Below are 15,954 nucleotides of genomic sequence, written 5' to 3'. Positions count from 1 at the left end.
ATTCAAGCTGCGCTGGCGATGGGGATCACGCGGCGCCGTTCTTCGGATGTAGCAGGCCGCACCTGGCCGCGCTCCGGCACGAACACCACGTTGCTGTCGGCCTCCGCGCTGTTGACGAAGTGGCGGAAGCGGCGCCGCACCTCCGGATTAGTGACGGCTTCCTTCCATTCGCAGGCATAGGTGTCAACCACGTGCTGCATCTGCGCCTCGAGTTCATTCGCGATGCCCAGGCTGTCCTCGACCACCACCGCCTTCAGGTAGTCCAGGCCACCTTCCAGGTTCTCGCGCCAGGTGCTGGTGCGCTGCAGGCGTTCGGCGGTGCGCACGTAGAACATCAGGAAGCGGTCGGTCAGGCGCACCACGTCTTCCTCGGTGAGATTGGAGGCTATCAGTTCGGCGTGGCGCGGCTTCATGCCGCCGTTGCCGCACACGTACAGGTTCCAGCCCTTGTCGGTGGCGATCAGGCCGACGTCCTTGCCCTGGGCCTCGGCGCATTCGCGGGTGCAGCCCGAGACGCCGAACTTGATCTTGTGCGGCGCGCGCAAGCCCTTGTAGCGGTTCTCGAGCGCGATGGCGAAGCCCACGCTGTCTCCCACGCCATAGCGGCACCAGGTTGAGCCGACGCAGGATTTCACCGTGCGCAGCGACTTGCCGTAGGCGTGGCCCGACTCGAAGCCGGCCGCGATCAGTTCTTCCCAGATCGCAGGCAGCTGCTCGACGCGCGCGCCGAACAGGTCCACCCGCTGGCCGCCGGTGATCTTGGTGTACAGGCCGTACTTCTTGGCCACCATGCCGACCGCGATCAGGCCATCGGCGGTGACTTCGCCGCCCGGCATGCGCGGCACCACGGAATAGGTGCCGTCTTTCTGGATGTTGCCGAGGAAGTAGTCGTTCGAATCCTGCAGGCTGGCGTGCTTCGGTTTCAACACGAAGTCGTTCCATACCGAGGCCAGGATGTTGGCGGCGGTCGGCTTGCAGATGTCGCAGCCGAGGCCCTTGCCGTGACGCGCCAGCAGTTCGCCGAAATCCTTGATGCCTTCGACGCGCACCAGGTGGTACAGCTCCTGGCGCGAATAGGCGAAGTGCTCGCACAGGTGGTTGTTGACGGCCACGCCGAGCTTTTTCAGTTCGGCGTTGAGCACCTGCGTCACCAGCGGCACGCAGCCGCCGCAGGCGGTGCCGGCCGAGGTGCAGCTTTTCAGCGCGGCGACGGTGGTGGCGCCGCCGGCCACTGCTTCGCACAAGGCGCCTTTGCTAATGTCGTTGCACGAGCACACCTGCGCCGTCGCCGGCAACTTGTCGACGCCGATCGCCGGACGCGCCGCGCCGGTCTCCGGCAGGATCAGATATTCCGGCGCTTCCGGCAGCTCGATCCGGTTCAGCATTGTTTGCAACAGCGTGCCGTAAGCCGCCGCATCGCCCACCAGCACCCCACCCAGCAGGTACTTGCCGCAGCTCGACACCACGATCTTGCGGTAGGTCTGGCGCCGTTCGTCGGTGAACTGGTAGCTGCGGCTGCCCGGCGTGGCGCCGTGGGCGTCGCCGATGCTGGCCACGTCCACGCCCATCAGTTTGAGCTTGGTACTCATGTCGGCGCCGGCGAAGGAGCCTTCAGCACCCAGCACATGGCGCGCGGCGGTGCGCGCCATGTCGTAGCCCGGCGCGACGAGGCCGAACAGCTGGCCGTTCCATAAGGCGCACTCACCGATCGCATAGATCGCAGGGTCGGACGTCAGGCAACGCTCGTCGATGGCGATGCCGCCGCGCGCCCCGATCTGTAGACCGGCCGCGCGCGCCAGCTCGTCGCGCGGACGGATACCGGCCGAGAACACGATCATGTCGGTGTCCAGGTGGCTGCCATCGGCGAACTGCATGCGGTGCGTGGCATCGATGCCATCGACGATCGCCAGGGTGTTCTTCCCGGTATGCACGCCGACGCCCAGTTCCTCGATGCGGGTACGCAGCACGCGCGCGCCGGGATCGTCGACCTGCACCGCCATCAGACGCGGCGCGAATTCGACCACGTGCGCCTGCAGGCCGAGGTCGCGCAGCGCCTTGGCGCATTCGAGGCCGAGCAGGCCGCCACCGACCACTACGCCGCTGCGCGAACGCGCACCCGCTTCCTGCATCGCTTCCAGGTCTTCGATGGTGCGGTACACGAAGCAGTCCTTGCGGTCCGCGCCAGGGACTGGCGGAACGAACGGATACGAGCCGGTCGCCAGCACCAGCCGGTCGTACACCACGGATGAACCGTCCGCCAGCGTGACGCTGCGCGCGGCGCGGTCGATCGCCACCACCTTGCTGTTCAGGCGCAGGACCAGACTATCCCGTTCGAAGAAGCCCGGTGCCACCAGGGACAGGTCGTCCGCGCTTTTCCCGGCAAAGAATTCGGACAGGTGCACGCGGTCGTAGGCCGGGCGCGGTTCCTCGCCCAGCACCGTCAAGCGCAGGTCGGAGCGGCCGCTGGCGGCGAGCGTCTCGACGAATTTGTGGCCCACCATGCCGTGGCCGATGACGACGATATGCATGTTGCTGCTCCTTTGTTTATGCTGCGGCGACGGCCGGTGCGCCGTCCGCCACCCTGCCGAAGCGCGCCGCCACCGCGCACAGGCTGGCCACCAGCACCAGGCCGCCCAGGATGGTCAGGGTCTGCTTGATGTCGCCGGTGCCCTTCATCAGGAAGCCCGCCGCCACCGCACCGACGTTGCCGCCGGCGCCGACGATGCCGGCCACGCCGCCCAGCGCCTTGGGCGCCACGAACGGCACCAGCGCATAGGTCGCGCCGCACGCCATGTGGGTGAACAGGCCGAACACCAGCATTGCGACCACCGCGAACATCACCGCGTCAGCCTGGGCGAACCACAGCAGACCCAGGCCTTCGCCGAGCATCAGCACGAACAGCACGGTCACGCGCCGATTCAGGTCGCCGTTAGCGGCGGCGTGGTCCGACAGCCAGCCGCCGAGGGCGCGCGCGAACAGCGCCAGCAGGCCGAAGCTGCCGGCCGCCATCCCGGCCTGCGCCAGCGTCAGGTCGAAGTGCTCGACGTAGTACACGGCGGCGATGTTGTGGATGAAGATCTCGATGCCGAAGCAGGCGCCGTAGGTCACGAACAGCAGCCAGGCGCGGTGGTTGCGGCAGCCCTCGACGAAGCTGGCCCAGCCTCCTTTGCTGCCTCCTTCCGGCATTTGCCCGGTCTTGCGCAGCTCGTCGTAGTTACCGGCCGGGCAATCCTGGGTATAGCGCCAGTAGAAGAACGCCATCACGATCATCATCACGCCCGGCACCACCAGCGCCACGCGCCAGCTCATGGCCTGGCTCACGCCCAGCATCACGACCGCGGTCAGCAGCAGCGGCATGATCGCCTGCGCCGCGCCGCCGCCGGCATTGCCCCAGCCGGCGGCGGCCGCGTTGGCGGTGCCGACTACCTTCGGTCCGAACATGACCGAGGTGTGGTACTGGGTGATCACGAAGCTGGCGCCAACCGCGCCGATACCCAGGCGCGCCAGCAGGAAGGTTTCGTAGCTCTGCGCCATGGCGACGCCCAGCACCGGAATCGCACCGATGAGGAGCAGCCCAGTGTAGGTTTTGCGCGGACCGTAGCGGTCGCACAGCGGACCGACCAGCAGCCGCACGAAGATCGTGATCGCCACCGCCGCGATATTGATGTTGGCGATCTGCTCGACGCTCAGTCCGAACTCGCCCTTGATGACCGGCATGAGCGGCGCGCAGGCGAACCAGGCGAAGAAGCAGATGAAGAAGGCCACCCAGGTCAGGTGGAAGGCGCGCATCGGCGCACCCTGGAACGAGAAGAGCTTGATGCTGTCCGCTTTGCCGGCCATGTCGTTTCCTTTGAAGGCTGTACGTCAATAAGCTGCTCATGAAAACAAAAAGGCGTCCGCGCTCCTGCCAATGAAGCAGGGAGCTGCGGACGCCTTTGTCCTGGTGCCGGCCCCTCGTTAGGCCGGCGGGTAATTCAAGAGGATCGCCATTGATCCTGCCAACAGTGTTTGCAAGAGCCGTGCCAGCGGGCGGTTACTGGGGCGACGCTTGCCTGATGCCGATTGGATGCTGCATTGCGGTGCACCATTCCCCAGAATGATGCAAGACCACGCACCGGTTCAAGATCCGGGCGCACCGAAACCCGCCACGTAGCCGGCGGGATCGCCGCCGTCCCACACCCGGCCGTCGATCAGGGTCGAGCTGCGCAGTACGCCGTCCGGCAGCGTCACGCCGGCGCGCTCGGCCGCCTCGCGGTACAGGTCGATGCGGTTGACCTGCCCGGCCACTGCGCGGTAGTCCGGCAAAGCGCCGACCGCCAAGCCCCAGCGCCGGTGCTGGGTCATGAACCACATGCCGTCCGACAGCCATGGGAAGTTGGCTTCGCCATCGGCGTGGAAGCGCAGGCCGTTGTGGCCGCGGCCCTGCCAGTGGGCGTCGTCGGCATGGCGTCCGGCCAGGCAGAACTGCAGCGTCTCGCGGCTGGCGTTGACGTAGGCCGGGCTGGCCAGCACCTCGGCCGCCGCCTCGCGGTTGGCGCGCGACGCGTCCAGCCAGCGCGCCGCTTCGAGCAGGGCGGCGACCATGGCGCGGCAGGTATTCGGGTGGGTCGCGGCGAAATTGGCGCGCGTGCCGAGCGCCTTGCCCGGATGGTTCGGCCATACCTGCTCGCTGGATGCGGCCAGGATCCCGGCCCCGTCGCGCAGCGCGCGCTGGCCCCACGGCTCGCCGGCGCAGAAGCCGTCCATGTGCCCGGCCGCCAGGCTGGACGCCATCTGGTTCGGCGGCACCGTCACCAGCTGGCAGTCGCGCAGCGGATCGACGCCCGCCGCAGCCAGCCAGTAGGACAGGAACATCGCATGGTTCCCGGTCGGGAAGGTATGCGCCAGCGTCAGGCGGCGCCGCTCTTCATGCACCAGGCGCGCCAGCGCGGCCGGGTCCTGGCTTGCTGCCGACAAGGCGCGCGCCAGCGTGATGTTCTGGCCGTTCTGGTTCAGGTTCATCAGCACCGCCATGTCGCATTGCTGGGTACCGATGCCGGCCTGGACGCCGTACAGCAGGCCATACAGCACCTGGGCCGCGTCGAGCTGCTGGCCGAGCAGGCGCTCGCGCATGGCGGTCCTGGACATCTTGCGGCTGAGCGCGAAGCGCACGCCGTATTGTTCGTCGAAGCCCAGCACCGACGCCATCACCAGCGGCGCGCAGTCGGCCAGCGGCATGAAGCCGATGCGCACGGTTTCCAGTTCGGGACGGTCGGTGCCGGCGATCCATGCGCCCTTGCCTGCCAGTGTCATATGTCTCCTTGTTAGAGAAGGTCGCGGGCCGTCAGCCCAGCAGGTCTTCCACGTCGATCAGGCGCTGCGCGACTTCCGCCAGCTTCAGGTTCTTGTTCATCGCCAGCGTGCGCAGGCGCGCGTAGGCCTGTTCTTCGCTCAGGCCGTGACGCGCCATCAACAGGCCCTTGGCGCGGTCCAAGACCTTGCGATCAAGCAGCTTCTGGCGCGTGTCGCTCAGTTCATCCAGCAGTCGCTGCTCGCGCCGGAAGCGCGCCAGCGCCACGTCCAGCACCGGCTTGACCCGTTCGGCCTGCAGCCCGGCCACGATATATGCCGACACGCCGGCTTCCAGCGCCGCATCCATGCTGCTGGGCGCGTCGTCTTCGGTGAACAACACGATCGGGCGGCGTGCATCGCGGGTGGCGATCACGATGTGCTCCAGCACGTCGCGTGCATCGGATTCGCTGTCGGCGATGATCAGGTCCGGCTGCAGCTGGGCGATGCGCTCGGGCAGGAACACGTCGGCGGGCAGCGAGGCGACCAGGTCGTAGCCCGATTCGAGCAGACCGATGCGCAGGGCCGTGCTGCGCCGTGCCTGCGCCGCCTGGGCCTGGTCGTGGTCGCGGTCGTGGTCAGTGCCGGGCCGGGAAGCGCCGGGTGTGGCGGAAAACACGACAACGATCCGCAAAGGTGGTGAAGACTGGTCTCGCGATTTCATAAGCTTCTGATATGCAAGATTCGCACCACCTACCGGCGGTCACAATCCGCCATGCCCTTCTTATGCATTTGCTGACTTTCCAGATATGCGCTGCACGCATATCTTTCCTGAGAACAACTTAACAATTATTCGCAATAGTGATCGCTGGAATCATAAATAGAAAGTTCGTTTATGACGTGAGTCTCTTTATACTGCAACGCAACATCACAGGTTTTATTTCAGGAGGTCAATCATGACTGCAGCTATCAAGAGCATCAGCTTCATCGCCGCCGCCATCGCGGCCGTCAGCAGCTTTTCGCAAGAACTCTACGTCGCCCACGGCGGCTACGCTCCGGCAGTGCGGGGTTAATATCATGCATCCACTCGAATACCTCACCGTTGCCCTGGCCGTCGTCGCCGTTGCCGCTCGCGTCGCCATGTTCCTGCCGCGTCCGCCAAAAGGTCCGTTCAAGGCAATCTAAGCAGTTCAGCAGTACCTGACATTGCGGCGCAATACGCCGCACCTCCCCTGCGCCCGCCGTACTCACGTACCGCGGGCGCTTGTCTTTACAGCAAAAAAACCTTCCACGATTCGTTCGTCTGGCGCGATGCCTGCGCTAGAATGCCCTCGCATTTCTAGCAAGAAAGCCATCCTTCCACTGTAAAGACCCGACGATGCGAACACCTGCTCTCACCCTATCGACCCTGCTCGCGGCCCTGATTGCGCTGCCCGCAGCCGCCGCCCCGACGCCGATCACCCTCGACCAGGCCATGTCCAACCCCGACTGGATCGGCACCCCGGTGGAAGCCGCCTGGTGGAGCTGGGACGGCAAGCAGGTGTACTACAAACAGAAGCGCACCGGCTCGCCCGTGCGCGATACGTACCTGGCCGCGGCCGGCAAGCCGCGCCTGGTGGCGGACGCCGAACTGGGCAAGATCGACAGCGCCGACGTCACCTATGACCGCGACCACAAGCGCATGCTGGTGCTGCGCAACGGCGACCTGTTCGAGCGCGACCTGAAAAGCGGCGCGCTGACCCAGATCACGCGCGGCGCCGCACGCCTCGAAGCGGTGCAGTACAGCGCCGACGAGCGCGCCGTGCAATACCGCATCGGCAGCGACTGGTACGTGTGGGACCGCGCCACCAAGGTGGTCGGCCCGGCCGCCCTGCCGCGCGCCGCCAAGGATCCGAACGCGGCCGAGGACGACCCCTACCGCGCCACCGAACTGCGCCTGATCGGGCACCTGCAGCGCCAGAAGGATGAGCGCGACGCCCTGCGCGCGCGCACCGACGAACTGCGCCGCGTGGACGGCTCGATCGCCCCGACCCCGGTCTACTTCGGCGACAAGGTCACCATCGAAGGCAGCTCGCTGTCGCCCGACGGCCGCTGGCTGCTGGTGGTCACCGCCGCCAAGGGCGCCGATAAAGGCCGCGCCGGCAAGATGCCGCGCTACGTGACCGAATCCGGCTACGAGGAAACCGAAGACGTGCGCGTGCGCGTCGGCCGCAACATGCCGGTGCCGCAGCAACTCAAGCTGGTCGACCTGCGTACCAATCGGGTGCAGGACGTGCCGTTCGACGCCCTGCCGGGCATCACGGTCGACCCGCTGGCCGACCTGCGCGCCGCCGCCAAGAAAGATCCGCTGAAAGGCAACCGCCCGGTGCGCATCGCCGACGGCGCCGACGCCATCGAATGGAGTGCCGACGGCAGCAAGGTCGCCGTGATGGTGCGTGCGGTCGACAACAAGGACCGCTGGATCGCCGGTGTCGACCTGGCCGCCGCCAAGCTGCAGCCGCTGCACCGCCTGAGCGACAAGGCCTGGGTCAACTACGACAACGCCGAATTCGGCTGGCTGCCGGACAACCGCACGATGTGGTACCTGTCCGAGGAAAGCGGCTACTCGCACCTGTACATGCTCGATAGCGCCACCAAGGCCACGCGTGCCCTGACGGGCGGCAAGTGGGAAGCCAGCGACGTGCGCTGGACCCACGACGGCGGCACCGCCTACATGCTGTGCAACCGCGCCACCCCGGGCGACTACGAAGTCTGCGCCGTCAATGCCAAGGGCGGCGCGGTGCGCGAAGTGACGCAGCTGGACGGCGTCGAGAAATTCACCCTGTCGCCGAACGAAAACCAGCTGCTGGTGCACTGGTCGGCCAGCTACACCCCGGTACAGATCGCGACCGTGCCCGTCTCGGGCGGCGCCGCCACCAAGCTGACCGACACCCGCTCGGCCGAATTCAAGGCGCGCGAGTGGATCGAACCGCAATACGTCGCGGTGCCGTCCAGCGCCGGCGGCGACCCGGTATGGGCCAAGCTGTATCGTCCGGCCCAGCTGGAAGCAGGTAAAAAATATCCGATCGTGATGTTCGTGCACGGCGCCGGCTACCTGCAGAACGTGAGCAAGCGCTACTCGAACTACTTCCGCGAACAGATGTTCCACAACCTGCTGGTGCAGAAGGGCTACGTGGTGCTGGACATGGACTACCGCGCCTCGAAGGGCTACGGCAGCGCATGGCGCACCGCGATCTACCGCCAGATGGGCCACCCGGAACTGGACGACTACCTGGACGGCGTCAAGTACATGGTCAATCAGCAGCAGGGCGACGCATCCAACGTCGGCGTGTACGGCGGCAGCTACGGCGGCTTCATGACCTTCATGGCGCTGATGCGCGCCCCGGACACCTTCAAGGCCGGCGCCGCGCTGCGTCCCGTCACCGACTGGACCACCTACAACCACGGCTACACCGCCAACATCCTGAACACGCCGGACATCGATCCGGAAGCGTACAAGAAATCGTCGCCGATCGAGTACGCTGCGAACCTGAAAGGCCACCTGCTGATCGCGCACGGCATGATCGACGATAACGTGTTCTACCAGGACTCGGTGCGCATGGCGCAGCGCCTGATCGAAATGAAGAAGGACCACTGGGAGCTGGCCAGCTACCCGCTCGAGCGCCATGGCTACGTGCAGCCGGAAGCCTGGTACGACCAGTACCGCCGCATCTACCAGCTGTTCGAGCGCACGCTTAAAAAGCCGGCCGAGCAGTAACACGGTAAGATCGAGGCGCCCCGCGGGGCGCCTTTTTCATTGCCGAACGTCTTCTTATACGCATGCCGATGCCACGCCCGAACACCACTCTCCTCCTCACCGCCCTGCTGGCCGCCACCATGCCGGCGCACGCGTTCCAGACCGCCGATCCGAACTTCAAGGGCTTGCCCGGCGGCGGCGGACTCGATGCGCAGCGGGTCATGGAGCTGCGCTACGGCGAATCGGCCAAGGCGGCGCCCAAGGCATCGTCGCGCGCCGCAGCGCCGCGCGAACCGTCCGACGCGGCGGCCGCGCCCAAGGCGTCGGCGGCAGCGCCTGCGCGCGAGGCGCCGGCGTCCAGGCCGATGCCGGCCGCTCCGGCCCGCATCAAGGGCGCACTCGCCACCGTCTGGCTCGAACGCAGCGGCAAGGCCGACGAAACGCGCGTCCCGCTCACCTTCGGCCAGGTATTCGCACCCGGCGCCCTGCCGCGCGGCGCGCGCCTGACAGGCAAGCTGGCCGACGGCGACACAGTGGCGCTGCAGACCGACGTCAAGGCGCGCCATGCGGACGGCTCGGTGCGGCACGCGATCGTGTCCGCCATCCTGCCTGCGCCGAAGGACAAGCCGGTCGCGCTGGGACTGGTCAAGGCCGACGCTGGCGCCGATGCGTCGAAGGACGATGCCACCGTCGCCGCGCTGCTGCGCGCCGGCCTTACTGCCGGCGTCAAGGCCACCGTCGACGGCACTGCCTACGGCGCCTCGCTCGACAAGCTGCTGGCGCGTGGCAAGCCGGCGGTGTGGCTGGCCGGCCCGGTGGCGCAGGAATGGCACGCCAGCGCGCCGCTCGCGACCGCCGACGGCAAGGAACACCCGCACCTGGCCGCGCGCTTCGCGGTGCGGTGGTATCCGGCGCTCAAGAAAGCGCGCGTCGACGTCACGGTCGAGAACAACTGGGCCTTCGAGCCCGATCCGCAGGCGTTCACCTACGATACCGAAGTGACGGTGGGCGGCAAGCAGGTCTACGCGAAGAGCGACCTGAAACACTTCCACCACGCGCGCTGGCGCAAGGTGGCGTGGTGGGGCGGCGAGCCGGCGCTCTACCTGCGCCACGATCCGCGCCAGCTGATCGACACCCTGGCGCTGCCCAACTACGACCCGGCCCTACGGATCAACGAGGGCGCGCTGGCCAGGCTGATGTCGCGCTGGGAAGGCGCCAGGACCGAGCCGATGGGCGTCGGCCTGGCGCTGCCAGGCATGCCGACCACCGGCGGGCGCATCGACATCGGCCTGCTGCCCGGCTGGGCAGTGATGCACCTGCTGAGCATGGACCCGCGCGCGGCGACGGTCACCATGGGCACCGCCGACCTGGCCGGCAGCTGGTCGATCCACTACCGCGACCGCCGCACCGGCAATCCGGTCAGCCTGCTCGACTATCCGTACATGACCATCGTCGGCACGGTCGCCGACACGCGCAATCCGGTGACGCGCAAGAGCGAGAAATTCCCGCCCTGCGCCCAGAAGGACGCCTGCAAGAACGCCAACTTCCACGACACCTCGCACCAGCCGAACTTCGCCTATCTGCCCTACCTGCTCAGCGGCGACTACTACTATCTCGAAGAGCTGCAGTTCTGGGCCCAGTACAACGCGTTCTCGTCGAACCCGAATTACCGCGAGAACCGCAAGGGCCTGCTCAAGCCGGGCCAGGTGCGCGGCCAGGCTTGGTCGCTGCGCTCGCTGGCGGAGGCGGCCTACATCACGCCCGACAACCATCCGCTCAAGGCCGCGTTCACCGAGATCGTGAACAGCAACCTGGACTGGTACAACGCCGAATACCCGAACAACCCGGACGCCAACGCGCTCGGCTTCATCGCCGGCGGCCCGGCGATCGTCTACCGCAAGGCCACCGCCCTGGCGCCGTGGCAGGACGACTTCTTCACCCAGGCCGTCGGCCACGCGGCCGATCTCGGCTTCGCCAAAGCCAAACCGCTGCTGCGCTGGAAGGCCAGATTCCCGGTGGCGCGCATGGTCGGCGAAGGCTTCTGCTGGATCGACGCCGCCAACTACAACCTGCCGGTGCGCGAGCACGCCAAGGCGCCCTACTTCAAGACCATCGGCGAGGTGTTCCGCGCCAACCGCGCGCCGGAAATCGCATCGCTGCCATGCGCCAGCGGCGAGATGGCGGCGGCGCTCAAGCTGAAGGTGGGCGAGATGAGCGGCTATGCCAGCTCGGCGATCGGGTATCCATCCAACATGCAGCCGGCGCTGGCGTATGCGGTCGATGCGCTTGGGGAACCGGGCCGCAAGGCGTGGAACAAGTTCATGGCGCGCGCGGTGAAGCCGGATTACAGTGGGGCGCCGCAGTTTGCGATCGTGCCGCGTGGCGGCGCGGATGCGCAGTGAGCGGTTTCGACGCGTTATTTTGAAGCTATCTTTATTTGATCGTATGAATATTTATCCGCTCCTTGCTCGCCTGCGCCTTCAGGCGGCTCTCCTGGTACTGGCTTGCGGTGCCCAGTCGGCCCACGCCGGTGACGACGATGCCATCAATCCCGACCGTCCCAATGTCGCCAATTCCAGCCAGGTGGTTGGCCAGGGCCGCGTGCAGCTCGAGGTTGGCGCCAACTGGGATCGCCAGCGCAGCGACGACCCGCACCTGCGCACCGTGACCACGCCGGCGCTGCTGCGGATCGGCCTGGGCGAGACGACCGAACTGCGCGTCGAGACCGACGGCCGCAGCATCGAGCACGGCTTCGATCCGGCCAGCGGCACGCACAGCACGAGCGCGGGCTGGAACGACACCTCGATCGGCTTCAAGTGGCACTTCGCCGACGGCGAAGGCAGCCATCCGTCACTGGGCCTGATCGGCAAAGTGGCGCTGCCGACCGGTAGCTCGGCGCTGCGCGGCCGGGGCCTGCTGCCGCAGGTGGCGCTGGCGGCCGAGTGGGAGCTGCCGCAAGGCTGGTCGCTGGCAGTGTCGCCGGGCGCCGGCGGTGATCTGGACGATCATGGTGCGCGTTACGGTTACGGGATTCTGGCGGCGTCGCTGGGCAAGAAGTTGACCGAGCACGCCGGCGGATTCCTTGAAGTGGCGGCGCCGCAGATCGCGTCTGCATCGCACGGCGGCAACCGGATGCAGGTCGACGCGGGAATGAGCTGGCTGCTGAACAAGGACTGCCAGGTCGATGCGATGGTGGTGCGTGGCTTGAACCGGAATACGCCGGGACTGAGCCTGGCGTTCGGGGTGTCGGTAAGGCGCTGATTCAGGTGCGCGACGGCGCGCGCACCGGGATCGCCGCAATGGCATGCTTCAGTTAACCCGGCCCGAGGAAATCAAGCAGCATCAGCGCCACCACCTTGGTGGCACGCCGCAAGTCTTCCAGCAACAGGCGTTCATCGGCCTTCTTGGCATTCGCCTCCTCCACCGTGCGCGGCCCGGCGCCGTACAGCACCGCCGGGATGCCGTATTCGCCATACAGCCGCGCATCCGCATACAGCGGCGTCCCCACCGCCGGAATTTCTTCGCCGATGACGGCGCGTCCATGATGCTGCAGACTCTCCACCAGCGGATCCACGCCAGGCAAAGGCCGTAGCGCCTGCGACAGCAGCAGGCGCCGGATCGACAGCGTGATTCCGGGAACATCGCGCACCGCGTCCTCGATCAAGGAACGCACGCGCGCCTCCACCTGCGCCGGGTCCTCCTCGGGAATCATGCGCCGATCCAGCTTCAGCGTCACCATCCCCGGCACCACATTGGTATTGGTACCGCCATCGATACGCCCGACGATCATGGTTGGCGAACCGATGCCGGCCACGCTGCTGCGTATCTTCTTCAATTCCGGCAGTTCGCCATAGATCGCATTCAGGATGCGCGTCGCCGCCTGCAGCGCGTCGACCGCCAGCTCCGGCATCGCGCCATGCCCCGCCTTGCCGTGCACCGTAACCTCCAACTGCAGGCAGGCGTTGTGCGCGGTGACGATACTGTAGCTGAAGCCGGCCGCGATCACGTAGTCTGGCCGCACGATGCCGCGTTCCAGCAGCCAGGCCGGTCCCAGCAGGCCGCCGACTTCCTCGTCGTAGGTGAAGTGCAGTTCCACCGCGCCGGCCAGCGGCACGCCGAGGGATTCCAACGCGCGCACCGCGAACACGTAGGTGGCGAAGTCGCTCTTCGACACCGCCGCCGCGCGCCCGTACAGATAGCCTTCTTCGATCGCTGCGCCATACGGCGGCCGCGTCCATCCTTCCCCGGGCGGTACCACGTCGCCGTGGGCGTTGAGCGCCAGCGTCGGCCCGCCCGCGCCATATGGGCGGCGCACCACCAGATTGGTGATGCTGGCCAGGCCATGCTCGTGCACCTGCTGAAGCGGCACCGGATGGCGCTCGACCGGCCAGCCCGCGCTTTCCAGCAGCGCGGCCACGGCGTCGGCATGCGGCGCGTTGTCGCCCGGCGGCGTGTCGGTCGGGATGCGCACCACCTGCTGCAGGAAGGCCACCTCGTCGTCGAAGTGGGCGTCGATCCAGGCCAGCAATCTGGCTTGCAAATCCGCGTTCATCGGCCTGCTCCGGTATGTGCGCCGGCCTCGAACCACGCGCCGACCTGGGCCCGTTCGGCATCGGTCATATGGGTCAGGTTCGCCAGCGGCATCGCCTTCAGTTGCACCGTCTGCTGATAGATGCGCGCCGCATGCTGGCTCACCAGCTCGGGCGAGTCCAGCATCACGCCGGCAGGCGGCGCGGCGAAACCGGGCTGGGTTGGCTGGGCCGCGTGGCAGGACACGCAGCGCTGGTCCATGATGGTGCGCACCTGGGCGAAGCGCGCCGCCTCGCCGCTGGCCAGCGGCGCCGCCTCGACCCGCGCGGGCGCGTTCGGCGCCAGCAGCACCGACAGCACCAGCAGCACGGCCACGCCGGCCGCCGGATACTTCCACTCGATGCGTCCCTTGTGGCGCAGATTGAAGAAGTGGCGGATCAACACCCCGGCCAGCATGATGGCGCCGAGCACCACCCATGCGTCCGGATGGTTGTAGGTCATCGCATAGTGATTGCTGATCATGATGAACAGCACCGGCAGCGTGAAGTAGTTGTTGTGGACGCTGCGCTGCTTGGCCTTGATGCCGTGCACCGGGTCGGGCTTCTGGCCCGCCAGCATGGCATTGACCATCTTGCGCTGGCCCGGGATGATCAGCATCGCCACGTTGGCCACCATCATGGTGCCGATCATCGCGCCCACGTGCAGATAGGCCGCACGCCCGCTCAATAACTGCGTCAGCACCCAGCTGCTGGCGACCAGGAACAGCCAGATGACGACGCCGAAGACCAGCGGACGATTTCCCAGCGGCGAGCGGCACAGCAGGTCATAGACGATCCAGCCCACGACCAGACTGCCCAGCCCGATGCCGACCGCTTGTGCTGAACTCAGGTCAGCCACGCTGCGGTCGACCATCATCGCGCGCGCGTTCAGGTAGTAGACGATCACCAAGAGCGCGAAGCCGGACAGCCAGGTGGTATACGCCTCCCACTTGAACCAGTGCAGCTCCTTCGGCAGTTCGCCCGGCGCCACCAGATACTTCTGCGGGTTGTAGAAGCCGCCGCCGTGCACCGCCCACAGTTCGCCGGCCACGCCCTTCTTCGCCAGCTCGGAATCGGGCGCCGGCGGGCGGATCGAGTTATCGAGCCAAACGAAATAGAACGACGCGCCGATCCAGGCAATGCCGGCGATGATGTGCAGCCAGCGCACCAGCAGGTTGAGCCACTCGAGACCGTACGGCGCCAGGTATCCGAAATCCATGCGTTTCCCTTCGATTGAATTGGTGCCGCCAATGCCGCCGGCATGGCGCGCGCCGGCGCTTGCAGTGCGTTGAAGATACGCCGATTTCAATTTCAGCAACATGAAACTAGCGTATATTCGACATATCTCGTTCGATATACACACGCATCTACTACCGCCATGGCCAGCCTGCCCCAGCACCTCGACCTGCATCTGATCCGCATCCTGTACCTGCTGCTGGTGGAAAAAAATGTGTCGCGCGTGGCGCTCAAGCTGAACCAGCCGCAGCCCTCGATCTCGGCCTCGCTGCGCAAACTCCGTGACCTCACCGGCGACCCGCTGCTGGTGCGCGGCGCGCGCGGTATGGTGCCGACCCAGCACGGCGAAAGCCTGCTGAAACCCGCCAAGCGCATCCTCGACGAAGCCGAGAGCCTGTTCGTGCGCAAGGCGCCGTTCCTGCCGGAAGAGGCGGCGCGCACCTTCCACATCGCCGCGCCGGACTACCTCGACATGCGCTTCCTGCCGAACGTGGTGGCGGCGGTGCGGCGCGGTTCGCCCAACAGCAAGGTGGTGATCCACAGCCTGGGACCAGGCACCGACTATCTGCGCATGCTGTCCGACGGCGAGATGGACCTGGTGATCGCCAACTGGGACGAGCCGCCGGCGCACCTGCACATCTCGAAGCTGTTCGAAGACCCAATCATCTGCACCATGCGCGCCGACAGTCCCTACGCCAAGCGCACCGCCGTTGACGCCATGACGCTCGAAGACTACCTCGGCCTGCCGCACGTGGCCCCGACCCAGATGCTGCCCGGCTACCACGGCGTGATCGACGCCTTCCTCGAGCGCCAGGGCCTGCAGCGCAAGGTGGCGGTGGAGTCGCCCTATTTCGGCGTGATCCCTTATATGCTGACCCAGAGCGACCTGGTGCTCACCACCGGGCGCCAGTTCATCCGCGCGTTCGAAAAGACACTGCCGCTGAAAAGCTTCACGGTGCCGCTCAAGTTCCCGCCGATGCGCTTCTATCAGCTGTGGCACCAGCGCGTGCACCAGTCGACCGAGCACAAATGGCTGCGCGACCAGGTCAGCGGCGCGGCGCGCGCGCTGGTACAGGACTAGCAGGGATATATCCGCGCACCGAGCGCGGTCATGCCGGCGCCGATATGCCGGGCCGGACGAGCAGG

The 15,954-nt window shown here is 66.8% G+C and carries 10 protein-coding genes; 4 read left to right on the top strand and 6 right to left on the bottom strand.

The genetic code is table 11. The annotated features are described in order from the left end of the window. Positions 1–2: 2 nt before the first annotated feature. The 4 genes from nirB to RTQ83_RS04670 all read right to left on the bottom strand — a co-directional run bounded on the left by nirB (position 3) and on the right by RTQ83_RS04670 (position 5,992). Positions 3–2,528, bottom strand: a complete 2,526-nt coding sequence (gene nirB, locus RTQ83_RS04685; RefSeq protein ID WP_312511545.1) for a nitrite reductase large subunit NirB — start codon at positions 2,526–2,528, stop codon at positions 3–5. Between the two features lie 16 nt (positions 2,529–2,544). After that, entirely contained in the window at positions 2,545–3,840 is a 1,296-nt protein-coding gene (locus tag RTQ83_RS04680; RefSeq protein WP_312511544.1) for an MFS transporter, read from the bottom strand. 279 nt (positions 3,841–4,119) lie between these two features. Then, the gene (locus RTQ83_RS04675; protein ID WP_312511543.1) at positions 4,120–5,292 is read right to left on the bottom strand and encodes a CmpA/NrtA family ABC transporter substrate-binding protein; all 1,173 of its coding nucleotides are present in this window, start codon (positions 5,290–5,292) and stop codon (positions 4,120–4,122) included. 31 nt (positions 5,293–5,323) lie between these two features. Continuing rightward, entirely contained in the window at positions 5,324–5,992 is a 669-nt protein-coding gene (locus tag RTQ83_RS04670; RefSeq protein ID WP_312511542.1) for an ANTAR domain-containing protein, read from the bottom strand. A 654-nt stretch (positions 5,993–6,646) separates the two neighbouring features. Here RTQ83_RS04670 and RTQ83_RS04665 point away from each other — a divergent pair. The 3 genes from RTQ83_RS04665 to RTQ83_RS04655 all read left to right on the top strand — a co-directional run bounded on the left by RTQ83_RS04665 (position 6,647) and on the right by RTQ83_RS04655 (position 12,265). Further along, positions 6,647–9,025, top strand: coding sequence for a prolyl oligopeptidase family serine peptidase (locus tag RTQ83_RS04665; protein ID WP_312511540.1), 2,379 nt, complete (start codon positions 6,647–6,649; stop codon positions 9,023–9,025). Positions 9,026–9,093: 68 nt separating this feature from the next. Then, positions 9,094–11,406: a hypothetical protein gene (locus tag RTQ83_RS04660; RefSeq protein ID WP_312511538.1), complete on the top strand. Its 2,313-nt coding sequence runs from the start codon at positions 9,094–9,096 to the stop codon at positions 11,404–11,406. A 43-nt stretch (positions 11,407–11,449) separates the two neighbouring features. Then, positions 11,450–12,265: a transporter gene (locus RTQ83_RS04655; protein WP_312511536.1), complete on the top strand. Its 816-nt coding sequence runs from the start codon at positions 11,450–11,452 to the stop codon at positions 12,263–12,265. 52 nt (positions 12,266–12,317) lie between these two features. Here the strand turns inward: RTQ83_RS04655 and RTQ83_RS04650 are convergent, their stop codons facing one another. Both RTQ83_RS04650 and RTQ83_RS04645 read right to left on the bottom strand, forming a co-directional pair. After that, positions 12,318–13,556, bottom strand: a complete 1,239-nt coding sequence (locus RTQ83_RS04650; RefSeq protein WP_312511535.1) for a M20/M25/M40 family metallo-hydrolase — start codon at positions 13,554–13,556, stop codon at positions 12,318–12,320. After that, entirely contained in the window at positions 13,553–14,791 is a 1,239-nt protein-coding gene (locus RTQ83_RS04645; RefSeq protein ID WP_312511534.1) for a urate hydroxylase PuuD, read from the bottom strand. Before RTQ83_RS04645 ends, RTQ83_RS04650 begins: the two co-directional genes overlap by 4 nt. Before the next feature lie 159 nt (positions 14,792–14,950). On the opposite strand from RTQ83_RS04645, the gene RTQ83_RS04640 reads away from it, so the two are divergent. After that, positions 14,951–15,889: a LysR family transcriptional regulator gene (locus RTQ83_RS04640; protein WP_312511532.1), complete on the top strand. Its 939-nt coding sequence runs from the start codon at positions 14,951–14,953 to the stop codon at positions 15,887–15,889. Positions 15,890–15,954: the final 65 nt, after the last annotated feature.

The sequence above is a fragment of the Massilia sp. genome (genome assembly GCF_031995545.1).
Lineage (GTDB): Bacteria > Pseudomonadota > Gammaproteobacteria > Burkholderiales > Burkholderiaceae_D > Telluria.
The sequence above is the reverse complement of the archived record's forward strand: the minus strand, read 5'-3'. Positions and strand labels throughout refer to the sequence as shown.

What these genes read in the sequence shown, in the direction of transcription:
- RTQ83_RS04640 (WP_312511532.1), top strand. Translation starts at nt 14,951, where the DNA reads ATGGCCAGCCTGCCCCAGCACCTCGACCTGCATCTGATCCGCATCCTG.
- RTQ83_RS04655 (WP_312511536.1), top strand. Translation starts at nt 11,450, where the DNA reads ATGAATATTTATCCGCTCCTTGCTCGCCTGCGCCTTCAGGCGGCTCTC.
- nirB (WP_312511545.1), bottom strand. Translation starts at nt 2,528, where the DNA reads ATGCATATCGTCGTCATCGGCCACGGCATGGTGGGCCACAAATTCGTC.
- RTQ83_RS04675 (WP_312511543.1), bottom strand. Translation starts at nt 5,292, where the DNA reads ATGACACTGGCAGGCAAGGGCGCATGGATCGCCGGCACCGACCGTCCC.
- RTQ83_RS04670 (WP_312511542.1), bottom strand. Translation starts at nt 5,992, where the DNA reads ATGAAATCGCGAGACCAGTCTTCACCACCTTTGCGGATCGTTGTCGTG.
- RTQ83_RS04645 (WP_312511534.1), bottom strand. Translation starts at nt 14,791, where the DNA reads ATGGATTTCGGATACCTGGCGCCGTACGGTCTCGAGTGGCTCAACCTG.
- RTQ83_RS04660 (WP_312511538.1), top strand. Translation starts at nt 9,094, where the DNA reads ATGCCACGCCCGAACACCACTCTCCTCCTCACCGCCCTGCTGGCCGCC.
- RTQ83_RS04650 (WP_312511535.1), bottom strand. Translation starts at nt 13,556, where the DNA reads ATGAACGCGGATTTGCAAGCCAGATTGCTGGCCTGGATCGACGCCCAC.
- RTQ83_RS04665 (WP_312511540.1), top strand. Translation starts at nt 6,647, where the DNA reads ATGCGAACACCTGCTCTCACCCTATCGACCCTGCTCGCGGCCCTGATT.
- RTQ83_RS04680 (WP_312511544.1), bottom strand. Translation starts at nt 3,840, where the DNA reads ATGGCCGGCAAAGCGGACAGCATCAAGCTCTTCTCGTTCCAGGGTGCG.